Raw genomic sequence first — 22,611 nt, forward strand, 5'->3', positions numbered from 1 at the left:
AGTCGGTCACGTCTTCTGAACTTGGGACCTTATCTGATCCACATCCCTTCACGACGGTTCTCACCTCAGCGTGAGGGCCGTCATGAAAGGCCTCACCGCGGTGACGGGAAAGACTCTGTTCTTGACACCCGTATCATCGATTCAGGAAAATACCTACTGAAATACTCGGCTGCCACTCTATGTAAATCTGGTCTATACCACGTTGAAAACCCATGTTCGCGAAACATCTGTGGCATGCCCAACCTTGCGGAGCGCTTTCCTAAAGAACCATCACCGATGGTTAGCGTATCGATCCAAATGCGGTCCACAGTTCCGTGGAGCAACTTCGGCAATTCCGAGGTGAACGGCAACACCGGAGAGATCGCGGCCTGAGTGGCAATTCCAGCATCATGAAGTTGCTGCAATGCCTTGATTCGCAGTCGAACGCCTGGTGCATAGGGAGCAAAGATGCGCTTTACATCCTCCCGATCTGTCTCGATGGTCATTGATACAAGCAGGTCACACCGTTCTTTCAATTGCACGAGTAAATCGATGTCGCGGATCACAAGTGGGGCACGCGTTTGAATCTGGATGAAGTCCGGAGGAGTGTTCAACATCTCTTCCAGCAGAACCCTTGTGATACCGGCCTGACGTTCCACAGGTTGGTAAGGATCTGTAGCTGAAGACATAAAAAGGTTCACAACTCGGTTGTTACTGCGAAGACGATGCATTTCCTGGCGATACATATCGCCAGCATTGCTTTTCACATCGACCCATTTTCCCCAAGGGATTCCTTTGAACTTCTGGATCGGCATTTCTCTTACGTAACAATATGAACAGGAAAAGGCGCATCCGCTGTAGGGGTTTAATGAATGTGTAAACCCAACGTCCAAATAACCTTTCGCCTCGGTAAGAATTCGTTTCGACACGATGCGATTGAGCTCAACCTGCATACGCATTCCCCTTCCGTACGTGAACACTTGATCTGGCAAGTCCCCCTAATGAATTCCACCACGTCGATACGACGACAGGCCCCGGATGAACATCACGAGGCCTGCACTTCATATGCTCGTATCAATCGATAAACGCCATGCGTTTCTTTCTTCGTAGAGAACAACACATCAACGATGGCCAATTAACACTTGCTGTATCCACACGCCTCACATTCATAACAGCCACCTGTCCGAATCAGCGTGTGCTGATGACATTCCGGACACCAATCTTTCGCGATGGAATACGAACGCAGTTCGACGCGCTCTGATTGCGCCTGCTCTGTCGTAACCGTTTCCTGCCCACTCGCCCACTCATGATATGCGAGCTGACGCATGGGGAATGTCTCAGCATGCTCGATCAACGCTTTCGCAATCGCGTCCGGTACCGACGTGATCCGCCTATCTCCGAAGCCAACCGCATTCGATCCACCAATCCCCGAGAAGTGCTTGACCAGTTCCGCCTCGCGATGAGGATTGTTCGAGTCGCGAAGATATAGTGTGATCGCACGACCTAATGCTTCATTTGCCGCATAGACATCCGATCCGGCCTTCCCGATATTGACGAATACCTCGGTTGCGACATGTGTCTCAGGGTCGTCGTTAATCGTGATAAACGCCTTACCAAGCGGCGTTTCCTTGCGATACGTCGCGCCATACAACACATCCGGTCGCTTGCGTTTCACATAGCCGGCTACCGCAGCATGTGCAGCCTCAGGCGTCGTTTCCGACGGTTGCTGCCGACCGGGATCCGCTTTGCTCGCCTCCGCACTCTTCTCTTCATCGGTCTTCAGCGACAAAACCTGCTCCGAACGCGAACCGTCACGATAGATGGTAATACCCTTGCAACCGAGTTCGTACGCGAGATCGTACAATTTTTTTGTATCCTCGACCGTGTAGGAATTGGGTGCATTGCATGTCTTGGATATTGAGCTGTCGATCCATTTCTGTAAAGCACCCTGAACGCGTACGTGTTCTTCCGGGGTCAATTCCATCGCCGTGACGAAGTAGGCAGGCAGTTCCTTCTCGCCATGGTGCGTCCGAAAATATTCATCGACAATGGAGGCGTGCTCCTCAAACATACCAAGGCGCGAATTGCGGAAGTACGTCCAGGCGTAATAAGGCTCACATCCAGTGGAACAACCGACCATCGTGCCGGTCGTACCCGTCGGCGCAATGGTCATCGTCGTCACATTGCGCACGCCATAGCGGCGAATGGCTTCGGCAACGTGCGGACGCTCAGCGGCCATCTGCTGCATGAATCCCGACTGCAAATACAGCTCAGCATCAAACTTCGGAAATGGGCCGTTTTCTTTCGCCAGCTCAACCGACTCCAGATACGCCCACTCCGCCATCAAACCCATTACGGCATCAATCAACTTCACTGCCTCATCGGAGCCATAGCGCACACCACAGTAGAGCATCAGGTCGTGCAAGCCCATGATACCGAGTCCCACACGGCGCTCCGACATCTGGTTGGCCCGGTTCTCCTCGAATGGGTAGTACGTGGCGTCAATCACGGCGTCCTGAAAGCGAATGCCACTACGGGTCGTCTGCTCAAGTTCTTCCCAGCGGATGTGATGGAGTAAAAACTCGGTCTCGGACTCCGAAAAGTGCTTGCGTAAGCAGGAACGGACGTAATCCTCCCGCTCTTGATCCTGAAATTCTGTGCGTACTCCACTGTCTCGGAAGCCATTCGCAAAGCGAGCCAAGACGACAGCGCCCAAATTGCAAATGCCGTTTGCAGGCAGCGGCTGCTCACCACACGGGTTGGTTGCCACCAGCGGATTAAAGTACCATGAGTTGCTCATCCGATTCGCACGCCCAAGAAAGACGACGCCTGGTTCAGCCGACTTCCACGCGGATAGGCAAAGTTCATCCCACAGTTCTCGTGCCGACAGCGTTTGTGTCGCTGCAAACGGCTTTCCGTCCGCCAACCAAGTTTCAAAATCACCATCGAACGTCGGCGCCGCATCCCCTGTGACAAAGCCAATTTGCCACGGTTCGTCAGCAATCTTTGCTTGCATGAAACGCTCGGAAATGCCTACGCTGATGTTTGCGCCGGTAATCACGCCATCGACCTGTTTGGCGCGAATGAAGCGCAAGATATCAGCGTGGCGGTCATTCAGAATCAACATCAGTGCACCGCGCCGCGATCCGCCTTGCAACGTCAGCTGACAACCAACGCTCATGATTTCGCCGACGCCGACAGGCCCAAAACCATCCCCGAAGACCTGGTTGCCTTTATCGTACAACTGGCCCCACGAATATGCGCCAGAGGAGCGGCCGTTTACGCCACGTACATAACTGTAGCGCGGTCGCAGCGAGGACAAAATCACGCTCACCCGCTTGCCGTCACGCATACACTCCCACATGTCGCCAAGTGTCGATGCGATGGTACTGCGCTGATCCCCTGGATACAGAACCACGCCGACGACTTCTGGAAGCACTTTGACGTCACTTTGCAAAATTCGATCATACAGCTCACGCGCCGAGACAGTCCCCGATTCGATAACAGGATACCCGGATGCAATCCAATGTTCGATCCGCCCATCCCAAAGCTCGTCATAATTCTCGACAGAAGTGTCTGGGAACTGGAACGTCCAGTCTGCATCTTCTTCCACAGCCCTTAAAAACGCCTGACTCACGCGCACAACTTTCGTCGAATGAGGATAATCTGCCTCAAGAAAGTCGAAGACATCGCCATGCCACACATCGAGCACCAGACAGAGTTCGGACTTGCGCGAAACACTGGATACAGGCACGAGACTCCCCTGAGGCGGGATGCGCGACAAATTCATCCCCACACCACCGCTGCGAGCCTGAATCTCGAGCGTCTGTCCAAACGATTCCGCGTAATCGCGGAGCGTAGGACCAACACTTGGGATAACGAAGCAGTTGTAGCTCGTCGTCTGCATGCCTGTCCCCATAGAAGCATTGATGCGGCCGCCTGGAACGTAACGCCATCGGTTCTGCAATTGATAAAAAGCTTCTTCCCAGCGCGTTGGGTCATTTGTCACGGCAGCGGCTCCACGTGCGACACGGCGCCACATTTCCCGAGGTGTCGTTTCCAATAACACATCTACCTGATGCAACGGCAACGACTCCTGCACGCCGTCTCGCAGTTCCACCGTCACTTGACCGGCCTCGTCGTCGATGGCAACGACTCGCGCCAGTTCGTGATACGCGCGCTTCGTATCCAGTACAGCCACCACGAGCGATCCAACCGTGAGCGTGTCCTTGCGTACATCCTTCTGTAGATATCGATCCGCCAAGATTTTCTCGCCGGTGGGCCCTAAATAATCTTCTTCCGTAAACTGCAGCATAGGCGTCTCCGTTGCATTTGACATATGTATCCTCCATCCGCGCCCCCGTTTAGCGCGCCTTTCCCGATTCTCCTAAAAGTGAGAGTACTTCCTTAGCCAATGTTTCCACATCTCGAAATTCGCGATATACGCTAGCGAATCGCACATAGGCAACCCCGTCCAACTCCCGCAATGCGTCCATGACACGTTCACCGACGGCCGACGAGGGTACTTCCCGCTCATACTCCATTCGCAATGCTCGTTCGATGTCGGCGCACACCGCCTCGAGCTGCTCGACCGAGATTGGACGTTTTTCGCATGCTCGCATCAGACCTCGGTACAATTTTTCTCGCGAAAACTCCTCGCGTTCCTGATCCTTTTTAACCACCATGAGCGGCCTTTGTTCAACGCGCTCATAGGTAGTAAATCGGCGACCGCAGGCTCCGTTCACACATTCGCGACGACGCCGGATGGTACTGCCGTCCTCGCCTGGACGCGATTCGACAACACGCGTGTTCTCAGCGTCGCAGTACGGACATTTCATCCCAGTCACCACCTTAGCTCGTCCAGCCAAACACCCATATATGTGGTGTCACCAAAGAAACAATCGCATTATACACGCTACATGTGCACGTGACAAGACGTGGCAGGATCGCCATTGAACCGCTTCGGAGCGCGGTTTCACGATGATTTTTCAACCTTTTTGTCGAAAAAGATTCGCCACGGAATCTACGATCAGATCGGGCCTCGGATCGCCGGGCTTAGGTTCACCGCTGATCCCAGAGCGAACGAACACGCTGTAGATGCCCGTTTGATTGCCCGCTAGAATGTCAGTCTGCAGATTGTCACCGACGATAAAAGCTCTCTCTGCAGGCACTCCGTACCGAGATAAGGCATACTGGACAAACAAAGGGTCGGGCTTCCCAGTCACCACCACCTCGGCACTCGAGGCAGCAGCGACAAACGCCCCAATCGCTCCATTGCCGGGCATGAAGCCGTCTTCGACAGGAAGTCGCACGTCCGGGTTCGTCAATGCGAACCAGCCCACGCGATATGCGACACGGGATACCAGTGCGAGATCGGCATATGTCGCAGCCGGATCGAGACCGACCGCAGCCGCGTGTGCCGACTCCACCCAGGATTCGCGAATGTCTTTTCCGTCCGCCCGGCGAGCGTCAAATCCAGCCGTCCGCAGTGCCTCGCGCAAACCTTCTCCCCCCACATACGCGACGATCGCGCCCGGCTCAGCCACCCGTTGGGAAACGGCGTCAGCCGCTGCCTGCGCCGACGTACAGACCTCGTCGACCGACGCGGTAAAACCCATTCGATGCAACGCCGCAACCACAGACTCCGGCGTCCGCGAGGAATTGTTGGTGAAAAAGACGGGGCGAATTCCGGCATCCCGCAACCTTTCGACAAACTCCGAGGCACCGTCAATCACGTCGTTGCCACGCCACAAGGTGCCGTCGAGATCCAGAAGCGCCAGCTCAAATCGTGCGACTTCGGGCACGTCTCTCCGCAAAGCGGATGTATCGAATTGCAATGGCTGTTCGGCCATGGTGCACACGTCCTTCCGTACAAGCGTCACAAGAAGTGTACCACGCACACACGCGCACTGCTTACCCGTTCGCCCGCTCGAGGGCCGCGAATGCGCTATGAAGCCACCTCCTGCGCTCACGATGCCACAACTGCAGCGAGTGGAGCCAATCCGCTTCGACACCTGATTGCACGAGTACGGTCAGTTCATCTTGCGCGCGGACATCGGCCAAATCGGTACGGCGAATGGTCTCCATGAGCAATTGGCGCGTACGTTCCTGTTCCGTTGATGCCTCAGTGGGTATAAAGTGCAACCGTATACAATGACCGACCGCCACGATACGAAGACGGCTTGTTTCCAATTGGGTAACCACCAACGGTGATAGGACGTTGGCGCCGTACTCCTTGGCTTGAAGCTCGTCGACAAGTGCTGACATGACTTGCTCTGCATACAGTGAACGACGCAAATCGCGCAGGGATATCCCCCAAACCGGATGGATCGGTCGCCGCGACTGCCTTATCGGTACAGGCACCCCCGGTTCTGACATAGAACATCGCTCCTTCTGCGGCTAGCTCTGGCCCATCGTATGACCCCCACCCCTGTGCCGTCACCGTTCCGAAAGAACTTCACGGAATATCAAATTGACCAGAATCACGCAAACTTTTAACATGAAAGCTGGCGATTCTCGGCCCATCTCGGAAGTGCGGCGGCCATTTGCACACTACACATACGAGATCGGCGGCCGCGAACGGCCGTGTACATACCCTTTCGCGACAAAACGACATCATTAGCAACTCGTTTCGCGAAGCCACATCACCCAGTTCACGTGAGCTACTTGCAACGAGCGAATGTTGAGGAGGAATCTTGCACTTGACTCCCGCAAATCACCTTTCAAGGAAATGGCTCTGGAGCTTCGTCTTATTGGTGCTCGCAGTGCTATTTCATCTGTATTTCATCGTAAGCGCGTGGAGACAGCCAGTGATGCTATACGGCGACGCGTATTATTACGATCACTCGGCCACCGTGCTCAACGCGCTACATCTGTACTCCTACTGGAGTTGGGGCCCGGCGGCACAAGTGACGCCAGGATATCCGCTCTTCCTGGCCTTGATTTATCGATTCGCGTCCTTGTTTTCGCAGAGTCATCAGGTCGGGATGCACATGGCACAAACGGTGCAACACTTGCTCTCCGTGGTCACCGTGATACTCGTGTACAGATTGATGCGTTTTCGCCTGCCACGCTGGGCCAGCTTCATCGGGGGCCTGCTGTGGTTGCTGTACCCGCCGGTCATTTACGCGAACAACCAACTCCTGACGGAGAACCTGTACATTCCTTGTCTACTGGCGTTCACCTTTGCATTCCTCACCGCCATTCGCGATCAAACGCGCTGGCAGTTCGCCCTGGCTGGTTTTTGGCTGGCCGTGACCACATTGGTTCGCCCAAGCGTCATGCCGCTGGTCGCTGCGCCTTTGCTGTTGCTTTTCGATCGCGCGGTACGCGCATATTGGCGGCACTGGCTCGGTGAAGTTGCCGCGTATGTCGGTGTTTTCGTAATCGCCATGCTGCCTTGGTGGATACGCAACGCCGTGGTCATGCACCAATTGATCCTGACGGATCTCGACTCGGCCAATCCGTTGCTCTACGGCTCGGATCCCAATTTTGAAAAGGACACTTCGTTGAGCAGCGGATTATCTTTGGAACAGCAAAAGCAACTTGCAATCCACCGGATCGAAATCGGTTTTCATACCCACCCAATCCTGTACTTAAAATGGTATACTCTCGACAAGATTGGACTGTTATTCGGCACGCCGTGGTACAATTCGACATTGGCGAAGCATGCGGGGCTGCTTACACGCGCCACCTTTGCATACGCCCACGCGCATATACTCTGGGTCGTCATTGGGGCGGTGGGCTTGCTCATGAGTGCATGGTTGCCGTACTTGCGGTGGATTGCGGCACTGACTCTCTTTCTCATTGCCGTGCAACTGCCGTTTATCCCTATCAATCGCTACGCCTATCCGATCATGCCGTTTTTTTTCCTCGGCGTGGGTGTAGTGCTGTACGGACTGCAACAACTTTGGCTCCGCCGAGGCGGTGCTGTTCCATCGTCGCAAGGGACCTAACATAAACGGAGGAGCAAAACTCAATGCGGATTGCGGTACTCATCCCGTGTTACAACGAAGAATTGACCATCGGCAAGGTGGTCGCCGACTTTCGGCGAGAATTACCTGACGCCGAAATTTACGTGTACGACAACAATTCTCGAGATCGCACGGCTGAAATCGCGCGGACGGCGGGCGCCATCGTGCGCCGGGAAATTCGCCAGGGAAAAGGCAATGTCGTCCGCTCGATGTTTCGAGATATCGACGCAGACATCTACGTGATGATCGACGGCGATGACACCTACCCCGCCGAATTTGTGCACGACTTAATCCAACCCGTCGCTGCCGGTGAGGCGGACATGAGTATTGGGGACCGCCATTCCGATGGATCGTATTCGAGCGAAAACAAACGGCCGTTTCATAACTTTGGTAACCAATTTGTGAAGGCTTTGATCAATCGCCTGTTCCGCTCGCAATTGCGCGACATCATGACCGGATACCGCGTGTTTAACCGGCGTTTCGCCAAGACCATGCCGATTCAAAGCGAAGGTTTTGAAATCGAGACAGAGATGACGTTGCATGCACTGGACAAGCGTTTCCGGATTATCGAAATCCCGATCCGCTATCGGGATCGTCCACCGGGCAGTGAATCGAAGCTGAACACGGTGAGCGACGGCATACGCGTGCTCAAAACGGTGTTCTGGATTTTTAAAGATTATAAGCCGCTGGCCTTTTTTGGCACGGTTGCTCTGCTTCTTTTTATCGCCGGACTCGCCGTCGGCATTCCAGTCATCACGGAGTTTTTTGCGAGCGGCCGGATTGCAAAAATGCCATCTGCGATCCTGGCAGTCGGCCTGATGGTGCTCGCGACCAACTCGCTCACATGTGGGTTTATTCTGGATACCATTGTCCGAAATCACCGGGACAATTATGAGCTGTTGCAAAATGAGTTCAAAGATTGAAGACCGGCAGCAGCAGCCGACGGCGAAAGGGCGCGTTTCCATGCTATACGTCGTACTGATTCTGGCCAACGTATGTCTTTTGGTAGGAGGACAGACTCTCTGGAAGTATGGCCTCCAACATCGCGATTTAACAGATATCCGCTCCATCATCGTCGCGATGTTCTCACCTTGGGTGATTGCAGGCATTGTTCTTTATGTGGTTGCCACTGTCATCTGGATCTTTTTGCTCAACAAGTTGTCCCTCAGCCTGCTTTACCCACTTCAAAGTTTGGCATATGTACTTGCCATTCTCGTCTCGATGTTCGTTTTCCACGAACATATCCCTGCCCTGCGCTGGGTTGGTGTCGGCGTCATTCTCGCGGGCGTGGCGCTTATCGCCGTATAACGGTCGGTAAGCGCCATGCCTCACCCTCAAACGATATAATCCCCATCGCAAATGGTAACTGCCTCACCAGTCATCAAGATATGACCGTCATCTCGCAATTCGATATCGAGATCGCCCCCAAGCAGATGCACGGTGACTTGATTGCCGACCATCCCCTTGCGAGCCAAAGCAGCTACACTCGCGCAAGCACCAGTTCCGCATGCGTATGTCACGCCAGATCCGCGCTCGTAGACACGGAAGTCAATCTCAGACACCGATTTGACAGCCACAAACTCTGCATTGATCCGCTCCGGAAAATCTGGGTGCGACTCGATGCGCGGCCCTATGCGCAGAACATCATCGTCATCGACGTGATCGACCAGCGAGACAAAGTGAGGATTGCCGACACTGACAAGCGTACCCCACACGTCAACGCCGCCGATGTCCACCGGGACGTCGTCTCCATGATGCCTTCCCGTATAAGGCACAGCGGACGACCCAAACTGTGCCTGCCCCATATCAATCGTCACAGAGGGGACACGCCCATGGCAATCAATATGAACTCGTGCTTCCACCACTCCCGCTTTGGTCTCGATGGAGAAGACGCCCGTATCGACGAGACCGTGCTCGTACGCATATTTCGCCACACAACGCAGGCCATTTCCGCAAGACTCCGCTTCCGAGCCATCCGCGTTCCAAATCCGCATCCGGACATCCGCCACGTCGGAAGGTTCTATGACAATCAGTCCGTCGGAACCAACACCGCGGCGCACGTCACTCACTCGTCTTGCCAACTCCGCCAGGTGCAGTGAAGGCAGTTGTGTCTCTACCGTTGAAACATAGACATAGTTGTTGCCGAGCGCATGCATCTTGGTGAACCTCATTGGGCAACCCCCTTGGTACCAACATAGAAAAATTTTTTCGTCCGATCGAAAATATTCGTTGCAATCCGCTCAAATTCCTTGTATACTTTAATCGTTGCCTCGATGAGATGCGCGGTCGTGGCGGAATCGGCAGACGCGCTAGATTCAGGTTCTAGTGGGGGCAACCCCGTGGAGGTTCAAGTCCTCTCGACCGCACCAATGAGAAGGGATTTCGGACATCGTCCGAAGTTCCTTTTTCCATTTTTACCAACCTTCCATTTGATCACGGCAATATAAACAACACATCATTCCCCGGACCAACACAGGCCAATGCAATGACGGTTGCGATCAGCACGACATTGTACTCGAATCCACCACGGTCGGCCCAGTACCCATTGCGCCAATGAACCGTTATAATGGCGTCCAACATGACGACAATGACAAAGACGGCGGCCACCGGCAATAATACGCCGACACATAGCATTGCGCCTGCGAGCAATTCCAACGCGCCCGCTAAGATGGCCCAAATCCGGCCGCCCGGACGAAACCCCAAGCTTTCGAGCCACTGTCCTGTTCCGGAAATACCCGCACCTCCGAACCAACCAAACAATTTCTGCGTGCCGTGTCCAATGAACGTCAAGCCAATAACCAGCCGAACAATCAACAAACCGACATCCGCCAGACTTGATTCCGACATGCCCATCCCACCCTTTACCCATACACATACCTAGTTTCAGTGTTTCCGGAAGCGGACGGAAATACGCAAGCGAGCGAGCGCACAGTCCCGCATGCTTGCTCGGCGTACTGGATACGCTTGAAGATGGGAGTTGAGGCGATTCGTGTGGTAATCTTGTCCTTTTCTGCAGCATTTCTCATAACTGTCTTCGCCACGAAAACACATCCGTGTCTCACCCAATACTGCAAAAGCGTACTCTGGGTGACCGTGATCGCACTCTTGTACAATCTCGTGTGTCGAGGATATCCACTTTGGTATCATCCGCGCTGGTGGCTGATGACGGACAAATTTTCACAACTGGTGCAAATCTTTGTTCTCCTTCCCTGCACCACCCTGCTGTTTCTACGGAACATGCCGCATCGGCCGTTGGTGAAAATCATGTACGGCTTCGGCTTTCTCGCAGTATACGGACTTTACGAGGCCTTGCTGTGTCTCACCCACGAAATTGTTTATTGCCACGGCTGGTCGTTCGGCTGGTCAATGTTGCTGGATGCCTGCATGTTCTTTGTCATGTGGCTACACAACGAAAACTGGCGCATCTCCATCGGATTATCCGGACTGATTATGTCGCTTTTTCTCGCCTGGTTTCATGTACCTTGGGATACCTAAAAGGAAAAGGCCAGGGACGACAACCCACTGGCCTTGCATCGATATAGCGTTGTTATGACACCGTTCCTGGAACGGTTTCCGGCAATCCGTTCACCGCGATCACCTGGCGATACCACTTATAACTGTCCTTCGGAATGCGCTCTTGCGTGTCATAATCCACGTAAATGATACCAAAGCGCTTCGTATAGCCGAACGCCCACTCGAAGTTATCCATCAAGGACCAAAGGTAATACCCCTTCAAGTTCCCGCCTTCTGCAATGAATTTGCGAGCGGCCTCAAGATGTTGATGCACATACGAGATTCTGTCCGGATCATGCACGTTGCCATTCTCGACCACATCAGCACACGCTGCGCCATTCTCCGTAATGTAAAGCGGAAGATCTGTGTAATCCTGCCGTAGGCGGTGCAACAAATCGTACAGCGCCTCGGGATACACTTCCCACCCCATGTCCGTCACCGGATTGTCCGTTTTTAGATGTTTCACGCCCAACAGTGGATCGTTCGGTTCATCCGCAACCAAGGACCGAGTGTAGAAGTTGATGCCAAGGAAATCCATCTTCGTTGCGATGGTCTCCAGGTCTCCAGGACGAACCACATCCAAATCCCCGCAGAAGTGCTCCACGCGCTCCATAAACTCAGCCGGATACTCGCCTTTGAAGATCGGATCGAGGAACCAGCGGTTCGCAAAGCAGTCCTGACGCGCTGCCGCAGCCAAATCGGCCGGAGAGTCCGAGGCGGGATATGCAGGAGTCAGATTGAGAGTAATACCAATTTCACCCTTCAGGCCGAGCGAACGATATAATTTCACTGCTTCACCATGTGACAACAGAAGGTGATGTGCCGCACGGTATGCGCGTCGCCAGTCACGTAAACCAGGCGCGTGCTCGCCGATCCCATAGCTGAGCAGCGATGCACACCAAGGCTCGTTGTGTGTGATCCACATCGGAATTTGATCGCCCAGCTCCCGAAATGCCTTTTCAGCAAATTCCAAATAGTAATCGACAACAGCCCGGTTCGACCAGCCACCTTCGTCCTCAATCCATTGTGGTAAATCCCAATGGTAAATGGTCGCCGCAGGTGTGATCCCATGCTTGTGCAACTGCTCCAACAATCGCTTGTAAAAGTCAAACCCGTCGTTTAGGACCTTTCCTTTCGCAGGAAAAACACGCGGCCAGGCCAAGGAAAAACGGTAAGAACGGATCCCCAGCTCAGCCATGAGTTTGACGTCAGATTCATAGCGATGATAGTGATCGCAGGCGATATCCCCCGTGTGTCCATGCAACACCTTGCCGGGAGTTTTCGAAAACGTGTCCCAAATCGATGGTCCTCTGCCACCTTCTGTCGCGGCGCCTTCGATTTGGTATGAAGCGGTCGCGGCGCCCCAAATAAAATCCTCCGGAAACGTACGGTTTTGACTCATATCTCATCGTATCCCCTTTATGCAGGATGGTGGCATGCGACGGCATGACCATTCGACATCTCGCGCAGCGGTGGCTCCTCGTTTCGACATACTTCAGACACCAAAGGACAACGATTGGCGAACGGACACCCCTTGCGCCCCTCGAGCAGGTTCGGTGCACTGTTGCTGGTTTCAGGCAACGGTCCACGATGGCGCGTGCCGGGTGTCGCGGTGAGCAACAGTCTGGTGTAGGGATGTGTCGGCGCCTTAATCAATTCCGCCGATGGTGCGGTTTCCATCACCTTGCCACCGTACAAGACCATGATCCGGTTGCCGATATAGCGCGCCGACGCCAAGTCATGCGTAATATACAGAAAAGCTAGGTTTAAATCATTCCGCAAATCGTTCATCAATTTGAGAACACCAGCGCGAATCGATACGTCAAGCATCGAAATCGGTTCGTCGGCAACAATGAACTTCGGATTTACCGCCAAAGCGCGCGCGATCGCAACACGTTGGCGCTGACCCCCGGACAATTCGTGCGGGAATTTTCTACGCGTCTCAGCGACCGGCGTCAAACCGACTTTCGTCAGCAATTCGTCGATCTGCTCGCTTACGCTAACGTCCTTGTTCGTACGGTACTTACGGACGGGAAACGCCAAATGCTGCTCAATCGATCGCGTCGGGTTGAGCGAACCGAACGGATCCTGAAACACCATTTGCGCTTCCTTGCGATATTCCTTGATCTCGCGCCCGCGAATATGCGTCACGTCGCGTCCACCGACGAGAATAGAACCGTCAGCCGGCTCAATCATTCGTACCAAGGCCTTACCAATCGTCGACTTCCCGCTTCCCGATTCTCCGACCAAAGAAAGCACTTCACCGGGGCCGATTGAAAAACTGACGCGATCGACCGGCCGAATAAATTGCCCCTTACCAATCGGAAAGTGTACCACCAAGTCCTTGACTTCCAGGAGCGCCGTCCCGGTGGCAGGCGTCTTTGTGGCATTAGACATGGGAGACCAACTCCTTTTCATTGAACAGGTGGCACTCGATCAGTTTATCGCCGACAGCCAACTTTTCGGGACGTACACGGCGACAGATATCCGTCGCATATGGGCAACGAGGATGGAAAGCACAGCCTGAAGGGAGATCTTGGAGATCTGGCGGGTAGCCGCCAATTCCCTGAATCGTGACATCCTCCGCTGTCAATTCTGGAATGGCCTTTAGCAATCCTTCCGTATACGGATGATGTTTCTCCTGCAAATGCAAGAGATCGCTCGGCGTCACTTCGATAATCCGCCCTGCATACATGATCGCAACGCGTGAAGCCAACTCCGCCACGAGGCTGAAGTCGTGGCTGACAAATAAAATCGCGAATCCAACTTCCTGTTGGATTTTGCGAATTTCATCGAGAATCGAACGCTGTACCACCACATCCAAAGCCGTGGTCGGTTCGTCCATGATCACGAGCGCTGGATTGAGCGCAATGGCAATCGCGATCACGACGCGCTGGCGCATGCCACCCGAGAGTTCGTGCGGATAACTCTTGAGATGTTTGGGATCAATCCGCACAAGCTCCATAAGTTCTCGTGCCCGGGTCCTTGCCTGCTCCTTGGTCATGTCTTTGCGGTGAGACAGCAAGGCATCCAAGATTTGCGTTTCCACGGTCATGACCGGATTCAGGGCACTCATCGCACTCTGAAAGACCATAGCCATTTTACTCCATCGAAACTGTCGTAACTCTTTCTTCGAGAGTTGATAGACATCTTGGCCAAGAATCTTCACGCGCCCCTTGGTTACCACCGCATCGCCCTTGAGCAATCGCATGATGGTATATGCCATCGTCGATTTGCCAGACCCCGATTCGCCAATCAACCCGACAATCTCATTCGGGTATACCTTTAAATTGACGTCGTTGACAGCATGAACAAGCCCGCTGCCGGTGACATAGGCGACAGACAGGTCCTCAATTTCCAACACTGGTTTGTTGTCCGCCATCTGTCAAAACCCCTTTCGTCTGGCTCTTTTGCAGCTCTTTCAGCAGCCTTTGCACGTCCTTCTTCTTGCGCGAAGTGCGAAGGCGTGGATTCGTCACCTGGTCGATACCGAAGTTCATCAACGCGAAGCTTGTGCCAAGCAATGCAATTCCAAGGCCTGGCGGTACGAACCACCACCATGCGCCACTGATCATGGCTCCGTTTTGGGATGACCAGTACAGCATTGTTCCCCAGCTCGTGGAGGCTACGTTTTCAAAACCGAGATAAGCCAATCCTGATTCCGCCAGCACCGCTGCAAGACATGCGTACATCACATTCGATGCGATGACCGAGGTCATATTCGGAACAATTTCAAAGAGGATGATGCGAAATGTCGATGCACCCGACAGTCTCGCTGCCGCGATATAGTCCCGGCTTGCAATCGTCATGGCCATGGACCGCATCACACGTGCGCCCCACGCCCAACCAGTCAGTGCGATGATTAATCCGTTCATGTATGGCGTTGAATTGTTGACATACGATTCAATGATGATTAGCAACGCCAAGCCTGGCATGACCAAGAAGATGTTACAGATGGCGTTGAGAATCGAATCGGTTACACCACCTAAATAACCCGCGGTCACACCAATCAGCACGGCGATAATCGTGCTTAACACTCCGGCCCCGATGCCGACGATCAATGTCGCCCGCGTGCCCCAGATGAACTGTGAAAACACGTCCTGACCTAAACTTGTCGTACCGAAGATATGCCCCGCCGAAGGCGGTTGCAACATACTAAAATTCGTAGATGATGGATTGTAAGGCGCTATGAGCGGTGCAAATATCGCGATAACGACGAACAACCCAAAGAGAATGGCACCGACAAGCGATCTCGGGTTTTTAAAAAACGTCTGCAATGCGGAGCTTTTACGCTTCGCTTTTTGCTTTGGAGTTTTCGCGGTCGTATTGACGGCAACGCTCTGTGTGCTCACGACGTCGCACCTCTCCTTCTTACACGCGGATCCAAACGTCCGTACAGCATGTCGACAATGAAGTTAATCACGAGCGCCGTCAAGGCAATAATCAGAAACATACCTTGAATCAGCGGGTAGTCCTCGCTCGAAACCGCATTCGTCAATCCGTAACCAATACCGGGATACGAGAACACTTGTTCAATCAAGATTTGTCCGCCGATGATGGAAGACAGCGCAATTGCAATCGATGTCAATTGCGGAAGCAGCGCATTCCGCGCGGCGTAGGAAAAAATCAAGCGACGTGTCGGCACGCCTTTCGCCTCTGCGAAGACGACATAATCTTCACCGAGAGTTGTCATCATGTTGTTCCGCATGCCGATGATCCATCCACTGATGCTGCCGACGAACACGACGAATGCCGGAAGGATACTGTGGTAGATGGCACTCGTAATAAACGGAAGATTGTATCCCTGAGTCACGTCGTCACCGGAACCGTGAGCCATTGGAAACCAGTGGTGGATAAAGCCGAAAAAGTATATGCAGATGAGTCCCAGCCAAAAGCTTGGAATCGCCTGTCCAAACATCGTGACAATTGGAATGACATTATCCGCCGTGCCACCTCGACGCCAAGCAATCAGAATGCCGACCAACGTACCGACGACGACCGCGATGATGGTGACGATGCCGAGCAAGATGATGGTCCAAGGCAAACTGTTGGAAATAATGCTAACGACGGTGGTTGGGAAGTATTGGAATGAGCTCCCCCAGTGTCCTGTCAACAGATTGCCGAGATACTGAAAGTACTGCTGATACAGCGGACCGTTTGACAATCCGAGCTCCTGCTCAATCGCTTTCAAGGCAGATGGATTGATATTGCCAGCCTGTTTCGCGATCATCGCCTGCGCAGGGTTACCAGGCATCAATCTTGGTAAAATAAAGTTGAGCGTCACGGCTGCCCATAGGGATAAAATCAAGAACCCTAAGCGGTTGAGGAAGTAACGCATGGACCACACCCCTTTTTCGAAAGGCGAGAAGACTTGTTTGCGACAGTCTTCTCGCCCACCTCACGAAATTAATTCTATCCTAGACGATGCTTAAAGCGGTTTCAAACCTTAATTTACCGGCTTCAAGTGATCCATGACGATGGCTGCGGATTGATAGTTGTACGGCGACGGATCGATCCACAGATGACTTTGGGTCGAGAAACCTGTGAACTTCGAGTCGTTGTACTCGAACCAGAGTGCGCCGTCCAAGAGTGGGATGACCGGTAATTGTTCGGCAGCAACGCGCTCGACCTGATAGATATACTGCTTTTGCTGGCTAAGACTCGAGGTTGCAGCGAACCTGTTGAACACCGCGTCCAGACTTGGATTCTTGTAGCCTTCGATATTAAACGAGCCGTTCGAATCGAGCATGTCATAATAGGTCGTGTACGGAGTCGGGCCTGTGTTCGTCCACGAAATCGCGAGATCGAAGTGCGGTGTCTGACCAGCACCTGGATCAATAGAATTGTAGTAAGCCGTAAATTGATCTTGCTGGACATTCACGTTGATGCCAACCTTCTGCAATTGCTGCTTGATGAGAAGTGCATCCTCATCCCAATCGCTCCAACCAGAGACGGTCAACAGGTTGAAGGATAACTCTTGGCCGTCTTTCGCAAAGATGCCGTTCTTGTCCTTCTTGAACCCAGCGGCTTCGAGAAGCTTGACAGCTTTAGCGTCGTTTACCGTGAACGACCGATCGGCAGCAGGCAAGCTCGGATCTAGCCAGGATTTTTGCGGAGGCAGTACCAAACTGGTCGGCACAGCAGGCTGCTCGTAACCCGTCTCACCTTTCTGCGACAATGCGTTGCGGTCAATCGCCAGGCTAATCGCTTCACGCACAGGCAACTGCGCCAAGAGCGGGTTGCGCAAGTTCGGATACAACTCGACCGGGTTATTGGGCGGGAAGTAGTAGTGGTTGTACTTCGGATCCGCCGCTACGAACGTCTTCTGAATGTCCGGGATGTTGATGCCAGCGTATTGGATTTGCCCGCTTGCAAGCGCCAAGTCAGCACTTGAGTTGCTGGAGAACGCTGGATAATTCAGCGTTTTCACAGCTGGCGCCCCGCCGTAGTACTGTTCATTCGCCGTAAACTTATAGTCTTGTGACGAGAAATACGAGATTTTAAACGGTCCGGTTCCGATAGCGTTGGCATGCGTAATCTTTGCCTTCGCCGGATCGCCCAACTTGCTCCATTGATGTTGCGGAACGATATACGTCCCACCGAGTACGTATTGTTCAGCAAACGGGATATTCGGTGCTTTAAAGTTGAAAACGACGGTATAGTTGCCTTGTGCCTTGACACTTACAAGCTGTTGCCAAATGCCGTTCGTGTCCGCATCCGGATACTTTTTCAGAGCTTCAAACGTAAAGACGACATCATTCGCCGTGAACGGAACCCCGTCTGTCCACTTTGCCTTGTTCTGCAACTGAACGGTCAATGTCTTACCGCCGTTACTAAACGCGAAAGACTTGCCAAGCAAGTTGAACTGCTTTCCGGTCGTGTTGTCAAAATAGAACATAGTCTCATAGATATTGCCCAATGTTCCATCCACACTATTGGTTCCCGAGAACGGATTGAAGTTGTCTGCGAAGCTGCCCGTCACATTTGGCGCCACTGTCAAGACGGCACTGCTTGTGCTCGCAGACCCTTGCGAAGCGCTGGTTGTAACACTATTGTTTCCGCTTGTCGACGCAGAGTTCGAAGCGTTCGTCGTCGCTGTGCCGCATCCTGCAACGCCTAATGCGACAACAACTGCCGAGCCAACGATGCCAAAAATCCGTTTGTTTGACACCATAAGTCCCCCTTTAATGTTGCAACCATCTTGATTGCTGCGCTGAAGCACGGAAGAACTCGAAATCGCTTTCGGCAGGTTCCAAAAAACGAATCCGTTTTTCCCAACGGATTCTCTCTTGTCGTTAGTATCGATGAGTTCACAGCCGATTTTAATGATAGAACTTTGAACCACCCGACACAAAACGACAATTCGGAGGGTTTCTCGAAAACGGTTTCGCCAAATGCTGATGTCAATCCGTGTTCGACAATGGTTATTGTGCATCATTTGTTGCCTATTTTCAAGTGCGAATTTTGGCTGAAAGAGTAGAGAATTGTATATGGCAGACGAAATCGATTCCGAGACGAGATAGGTAGCTCCTTGGGGCGGGCGTTCGTCACGTTCCGCAGATGCGCAACTTGTCATTCCTGTTGCTGAAACGATCAGAAACAATCGGTTTCTTTCTATCTCCGTTCCGACTACTTTTGTATAATGTCGCTTGTATGTTCTAAGTCACGATTCAGGAGGCTATGATGACTTCAACGCTATATCTTCACGACAATTGGCGTTTTTCAGCCGTCGGCGAAACCGATTGGCATCGCGCGATCGTACCAGGTTGTATTCACACGGATTTGAAAGCAAACGGTCTCATTCCAGATCCGTTTTATGGAACCCATGAGGGCTCCTTGCAGTGGATTGACAAGCAAGACTGGCAATATGAAACCGTATTCGATGTCCCTCAAGACATGCTGAACAAGTCACAGATTGAAATCGTCTTTGAGGGCTTAGACACCTACGCAGATGTTTCCCTCAACGACACGCCCATTCTTGCGGCCAACAATATGTTCCGAACCTGGCGGATCGAGATAAAACGGTTGCTGCGGGCAGAAGGAAATCGTTTGCATATCCGCTTTCGGTCGCCGATTCAAGAGGATTTGCCAAAGCTCGAACGTTTAGGGTACGGCTTGCCTGCAACCAATGACCAGTCTGAACGCGGTGGTTTGGGCGGGAAGAAGTTGAGTGTATTTAGCCGAAAAGCCCCTTACCACTACGGTTGGGACTGGGGCCCACGCCTAGTGACGAGCGGTATCTGGCGCCCTATCAAACTGGAAGCGTGGACGCAGGCACGCATATCGGACGTTTATATCCACCAGTCTAGCGTTACCGTTGAGAAAGCGCAGTTAGAGGCTCATATCGAAATCCATTCTGAAGTGGAAGGCCCCGCCATCCTGCGTCTACACGGTGCCGGACGCACCATCGAGTCAACGATAACACTCGCTAAGGGCGTGCAGACGCACCGGATCGAAATCGAGATTTCGCATCCAGATCTCTGGTGGCCTCGAGGCTATGGCCAACCAAGCCTGTACACATTCCGCGCGGAAGTAGCCATTGGCGGAACGGCCATCGCCAACCGGACAGTCCGAACAGGCTTGCGCGACATACAGCTCGTGCAGACAGATGACGAAGCGGGTACGTCGTTCTACTTTCAGGTGAACGGTGTGCCTGTGTTCGCCAAAGGAGCAAATCACATTCCGAACGATAGCTTCATCACGGAAGTCGACGAAGAGCGCTATCGGCATGAGATTGTTACGGCTGCCGCCTCAAATATGAACATGCTGCGAGTGTGGGGCGGCGGCGTATACGAATGCGACGTCTTCTACGACCTGTGTGACGAATATGGAATCCTGGTCTGGCAAGACTTTATGTTCGCGTGCAGTATGTATCCTGGTGACGCAGCATTTTTGCAGAGCGTCGAGGAGGAAGCCAAGGACAACATCCGGCGCCTACGGAATCATCCGTCCATCGCCCTGTGGTGCGGTAACAACGAGATCGACACCGCTTGGGCGCAATACGATGAGCATGGCGGCTGGGGATGGAAACAGCAGTACACGCCTGAACAGAGGGCACAAATCTGGTCTGCCTATGAATCCATTTTCCACCGCATCCTGCCTGATGTTTTGGCGCAATTGGCACCTCGAGCAGCTTACTGGCCGTCCTCTCCTATGCAAGCGCTCACCGGTGACAGAAGCCAGCATGCCAAGAACGATTCCACGCGAGGCGATATCCACTACTGGGGAGTCTGGCATGCGGTGGAACCCTTTTCGAACTATAACGTGAACCTTGGCCGATTCATGAGTGAATACGGTTTCCAATCATTCCCGGAATTGCGCACGGTGCAATCGTATGCCGAGGAAAAGGACATGGAACTGGAGTCTGATGTCATGAGGTGGCACCAGCGCAGCGGCGATGGCAATCGATTGATTAAAGAGTATATGGATATCTATCTGCCAACGCCAAAGGATTTCCCTGCGTTTTTGACGATGAGTCAGATATTGCAGGCTGAGGCCATAAAAACGGCCATAGAAGCACACCGTCGCAAGAAACCGTATTGTATGGGCAGCCTATATTGGCAAATCAATGATTGCTGGCCGGTTGCATCCTGGTCGAGCATGGATTATTACGGACGTTGGAAGGCATTGCAGTACTATGCAAAACGAAGCTTTCGGGACATCGCGGTCTCTGTCGAGGAAGATGATGAGCGCATCTTCGTTCACATCATCTCGGATGGACGTGACAATCTGGAAGCTACACTTCACGTACAGCTATTTCAGTTCGACGGCCAACTGGTTCGCGAGCAAACGGCCCAACCGCACGTGGAAGCGAATCATGTATTGACCGCCTTGACGTTGAAGAAGAGCGACTGGACACATGGTTGTTCACTGCCCGAGATTGTCCTCATTGCGACACTTGAACATGAAGGTAACGCGCTCGATCAGAAATTCCATTATTTCGCCCCTGTCAATAAGCTGAGGTTGCGCAAGGCAACCATCACCGTACGACCGATGGACGCCGATGAAACGACATTCTTGGTTGAAACGGATGTACTCGCTAAAAGTGTGATGCTGACCGCATCCGCAGAAGGGGTCTTTTCGGACAATTATTTCGATCTCCTTCCGGGTCTTCCAAAAACGGTGCACTTTCTACAGCGGGAACAAGGACAAACTGCGTTCCATCTCGCGCAACCGGGGGCGATGACCGTGTCGTCGATGTGTGATTGGACAGAAGTGGACGCCTAATTGGCATAAAACATCTGACAAGGGTTGCCTGAATGGCAACCCTTGACCTTATCTCAAGCGTTTGGGTGGTATTTTTGCAGGGATTTTTCCAATGCATCCAACGCGGTTTGGAGCTTGCTATACGCTGATGCCGGTGCGCCTTCGCCATTGATAGCATCGGCTATCGTCACGACGGCCTCGGCTTGTTCAAACAGAATGCCATTTGGAGAACTTGGCGCACTGCTGGTGCCCAGGTCCGTGATCGTCTCAAGCTGTTGATCATAACTGACATTGCGATTTTCCGCGATGGTCTTCGAAACACCATGATAAATCGTTTCACACACCTGGTACAGATGCGGGTTGACGGGCTGTTTCTCCGCTGTCCCGATGGCCGTTTGATTCGATCCGCCATTTGATACGGTTTGATTCACTGCCACCGTGTTCGTTGGAGCGGATTGCGCTGTGCCACAGCCAGCGGTCAGCAAAAACATACAGCAAAATGGCCAAATCCAACGTTTCGGCACACGCTATCTCTCCTCACGTCTATCATCTAAACACAAAGCCGCCGATTCGCGACTGCGAATCGACGGCACCTTCCATACGCTTACTTCTTGAAGAAATCTGCATTCTTTTGGATGAAATCTTTTTCATCCTCTGGAACGAAATCTTCTTGAAAAATCGCGCTAACCGGACAAACCGGCTCGCACGCAGCGCAATCGATGCACAAATCCGGATCGATATAGTACTGATCTGGACCTTCATGGATTGCGTCAACCGGACAGGTTTCAACACAATCCGCAGCCTTCTCGCCGATGCAAGGCGAGGTGATGACAAACGGCATTCGTATAATCCTCCTTCGGAGCAAAGTCAGGATGATGTCCTATTAGAGATATACATCAAATCTATAGGAAAACTCAAACGAAATCTTTGTGGCAATTTA

General features: G+C 52.8%; 20 protein-coding genes and 1 tRNA gene. 6 read left to right on the plus strand and 15 right to left on the minus strand.

Annotated elements, in window-relative coordinates; translation table 11 throughout:
• Nucleotides 1-92: 92 nt before the first annotated feature.
• From C7445_RS06505 to C7445_RS06525, 5 genes are all read right to left on the minus strand, one after another.
• A complete protein-coding gene (locus tag C7445_RS06505; protein ID WP_134159282.1) occupies nt 93-932 on the minus strand; it encodes an SPL family radical SAM protein in 840 nt (279 codons plus the stop codon).
• 182 nt (nt 933-1,114) lie between these two features.
• Nucleotides 1,115-4,318, minus strand: coding sequence for an adenosylcobalamin-dependent ribonucleoside-diphosphate reductase (locus C7445_RS06510; protein WP_134159283.1), 3,204 nt, complete (start codon nt 4,316-4,318; stop codon nt 1,115-1,117).
• 25 nt (nt 4,319-4,343) lie between these two features.
• Nucleotides 4,344-4,817: a transcriptional regulator NrdR gene (gene nrdR / locus C7445_RS06515; protein WP_134159284.1), complete on the minus strand. Its 474-nt coding sequence runs from the start codon at nt 4,815-4,817 to the stop codon at nt 4,344-4,346.
• A 150-nt stretch (nt 4,818-4,967) separates the two neighbouring features.
• Nucleotides 4,968-5,831 (minus strand): HAD-IIA family hydrolase, encoded by an 864-nt coding sequence (locus C7445_RS06520; protein ID WP_134159285.1) that lies wholly within the window; start codon nt 5,829-5,831, stop codon nt 4,968-4,970.
• 61 nt (nt 5,832-5,892) lie between these two features.
• Nucleotides 5,893-6,357, minus strand: a complete 465-nt coding sequence (locus tag C7445_RS06525) for a hypothetical protein (protein ID WP_134159286.1) — start codon at nt 6,355-6,357, stop codon at nt 5,893-5,895.
• Nucleotides 6,358-6,680: 323 nt separating this feature from the next.
• Here C7445_RS06525 and C7445_RS06530 point away from each other — a divergent pair, with 323 nt between their 5' ends.
• From C7445_RS06530 to C7445_RS06540, 3 genes are read left to right on the plus strand one after another with little or no spacing between them, the layout of a single operon-like run.
• The gene (locus C7445_RS06530) at nt 6,681-7,934 is read left to right on the plus strand and encodes a glycosyltransferase family 39 protein (protein WP_243835012.1); all 1,254 of its coding nucleotides are present in this window, start codon (nt 6,681-6,683) and stop codon (nt 7,932-7,934) included.
• A 23-nt stretch (nt 7,935-7,957) separates the two neighbouring features.
• Nucleotides 7,958-8,875, plus strand: coding sequence for a glycosyltransferase family 2 protein (locus C7445_RS06535; RefSeq protein WP_134159287.1), 918 nt, complete (start codon nt 7,958-7,960; stop codon nt 8,873-8,875).
• A complete protein-coding gene (locus C7445_RS06540) occupies nt 8,859-9,260 on the plus strand; it encodes a DMT family transporter (protein ID WP_134159288.1) in 402 nt (133 codons plus the stop codon). Before C7445_RS06535 ends, C7445_RS06540 begins: the two co-directional genes overlap by 17 nt.
• Nucleotides 9,261-9,286: 26 nt before the next feature.
• Here the strand turns inward: C7445_RS06540 and dapF are convergent, their stop codons facing one another.
• Nucleotides 9,287-10,123 (minus strand): diaminopimelate epimerase, encoded by an 837-nt coding sequence (gene dapF / locus C7445_RS06545; protein WP_134159289.1) that lies wholly within the window; start codon nt 10,121-10,123, stop codon nt 9,287-9,289.
• A gap of 111 nt (nt 10,124-10,234) precedes the next feature.
• Between dapF and C7445_RS06550 the strand changes: the two genes are divergently transcribed.
• Nucleotides 10,235-10,321, plus strand: a tRNA-Leu gene (locus tag C7445_RS06550).
• A gap of 64 nt (nt 10,322-10,385) precedes the next feature.
• Here the strand turns inward: C7445_RS06550 and C7445_RS06555 are convergent.
• Nucleotides 10,386-10,784 (minus strand): DoxX family protein, encoded by a 399-nt coding sequence (locus C7445_RS06555; RefSeq protein WP_134159435.1) that lies wholly within the window; start codon nt 10,782-10,784, stop codon nt 10,386-10,388.
• Between the two features lie 255 nt (nt 10,785-11,039).
• On the opposite strand from C7445_RS06555, the gene C7445_RS06560 reads away from it, so the two are divergent.
• On the plus strand, nt 11,040-11,447 hold the full coding sequence (locus tag C7445_RS06560; protein WP_243835013.1) for a hypothetical protein: 408 nt from the start codon (nt 11,040-11,042) through the stop codon (nt 11,445-11,447).
• Nucleotides 11,448-11,499: 52 nt separating this feature from the next.
• Here the strand turns inward: C7445_RS06560 and C7445_RS06565 are convergent, their stop codons facing one another.
• The 6 genes from C7445_RS06565 to C7445_RS06590 form a co-directional block, all read right to left on the minus strand.
• Nucleotides 11,500-12,867, minus strand: coding sequence for a GH1 family beta-glucosidase (locus C7445_RS06565; protein WP_134159291.1), 1,368 nt, complete (start codon nt 12,865-12,867; stop codon nt 11,500-11,502).
• Nucleotides 12,868-12,884: 17 nt separating this feature from the next.
• Nucleotides 12,885-13,862 (minus strand): ABC transporter ATP-binding protein, encoded by a 978-nt coding sequence (locus C7445_RS06570; protein WP_134159292.1) that lies wholly within the window; start codon nt 13,860-13,862, stop codon nt 12,885-12,887.
• Nucleotides 13,855-14,847: an ABC transporter ATP-binding protein gene (locus tag C7445_RS06575; protein WP_134159293.1), complete on the minus strand. Its 993-nt coding sequence runs from the start codon at nt 14,845-14,847 to the stop codon at nt 13,855-13,857. The genes C7445_RS06570 and C7445_RS06575 overlap by 8 nt, the downstream gene beginning before the upstream one ends.
• The gene (locus tag C7445_RS06580) at nt 14,816-15,817 is read right to left on the minus strand and encodes an ABC transporter permease (protein WP_134159294.1); all 1,002 of its coding nucleotides are present in this window, start codon (nt 15,815-15,817) and stop codon (nt 14,816-14,818) included. The genes C7445_RS06575 and C7445_RS06580 overlap by 32 nt, the downstream gene beginning before the upstream one ends.
• The gene (locus C7445_RS06585; RefSeq protein ID WP_134159295.1) at nt 15,814-16,803 is read right to left on the minus strand and encodes an ABC transporter permease; all 990 of its coding nucleotides are present in this window, start codon (nt 16,801-16,803) and stop codon (nt 15,814-15,816) included. The genes C7445_RS06580 and C7445_RS06585 overlap by 4 nt, the downstream gene beginning before the upstream one ends.
• A 108-nt stretch (nt 16,804-16,911) precedes the next feature.
• Nucleotides 16,912-18,639: an ABC transporter substrate-binding protein gene (locus C7445_RS06590; RefSeq protein WP_134159296.1), complete on the minus strand. Its 1,728-nt coding sequence runs from the start codon at nt 18,637-18,639 to the stop codon at nt 16,912-16,914.
• Nucleotides 18,640-19,148: 509 nt separating this feature from the next.
• Here C7445_RS06590 and C7445_RS06595 point away from each other — a divergent pair.
• Entirely contained in the window at nt 19,149-21,692 is a 2,544-nt protein-coding gene (locus C7445_RS06595) for a beta-mannosidase (protein ID WP_134159297.1), read from the plus strand.
• Between the two features lie 53 nt (nt 21,693-21,745).
• On the opposite strand, the gene C7445_RS06600 is transcribed toward C7445_RS06595, so the two are convergent.
• Both C7445_RS06600 and C7445_RS06605 read right to left on the minus strand, forming a co-directional pair.
• Nucleotides 21,746-22,195, minus strand: coding sequence for a hypothetical protein (locus tag C7445_RS06600; protein ID WP_134159298.1), 450 nt, complete (start codon nt 22,193-22,195; stop codon nt 21,746-21,748).
• An 80-nt stretch (nt 22,196-22,275) separates the two neighbouring features.
• Nucleotides 22,276-22,512 (minus strand): indolepyruvate ferredoxin oxidoreductase subunit alpha, encoded by a 237-nt coding sequence (locus tag C7445_RS06605; protein WP_006446774.1) that lies wholly within the window; start codon nt 22,510-22,512, stop codon nt 22,276-22,278.
• Nucleotides 22,513-22,611 lie beyond the last annotated feature (99 nt).

Origin of the sequence: Alicyclobacillus sacchari (assembly GCF_004366795.1) — a bacterium.
Classification (GTDB): domain Bacteria; phylum Bacillota; class Bacilli; order Alicyclobacillales; family Alicyclobacillaceae; genus Alicyclobacillus; species Alicyclobacillus sacchari.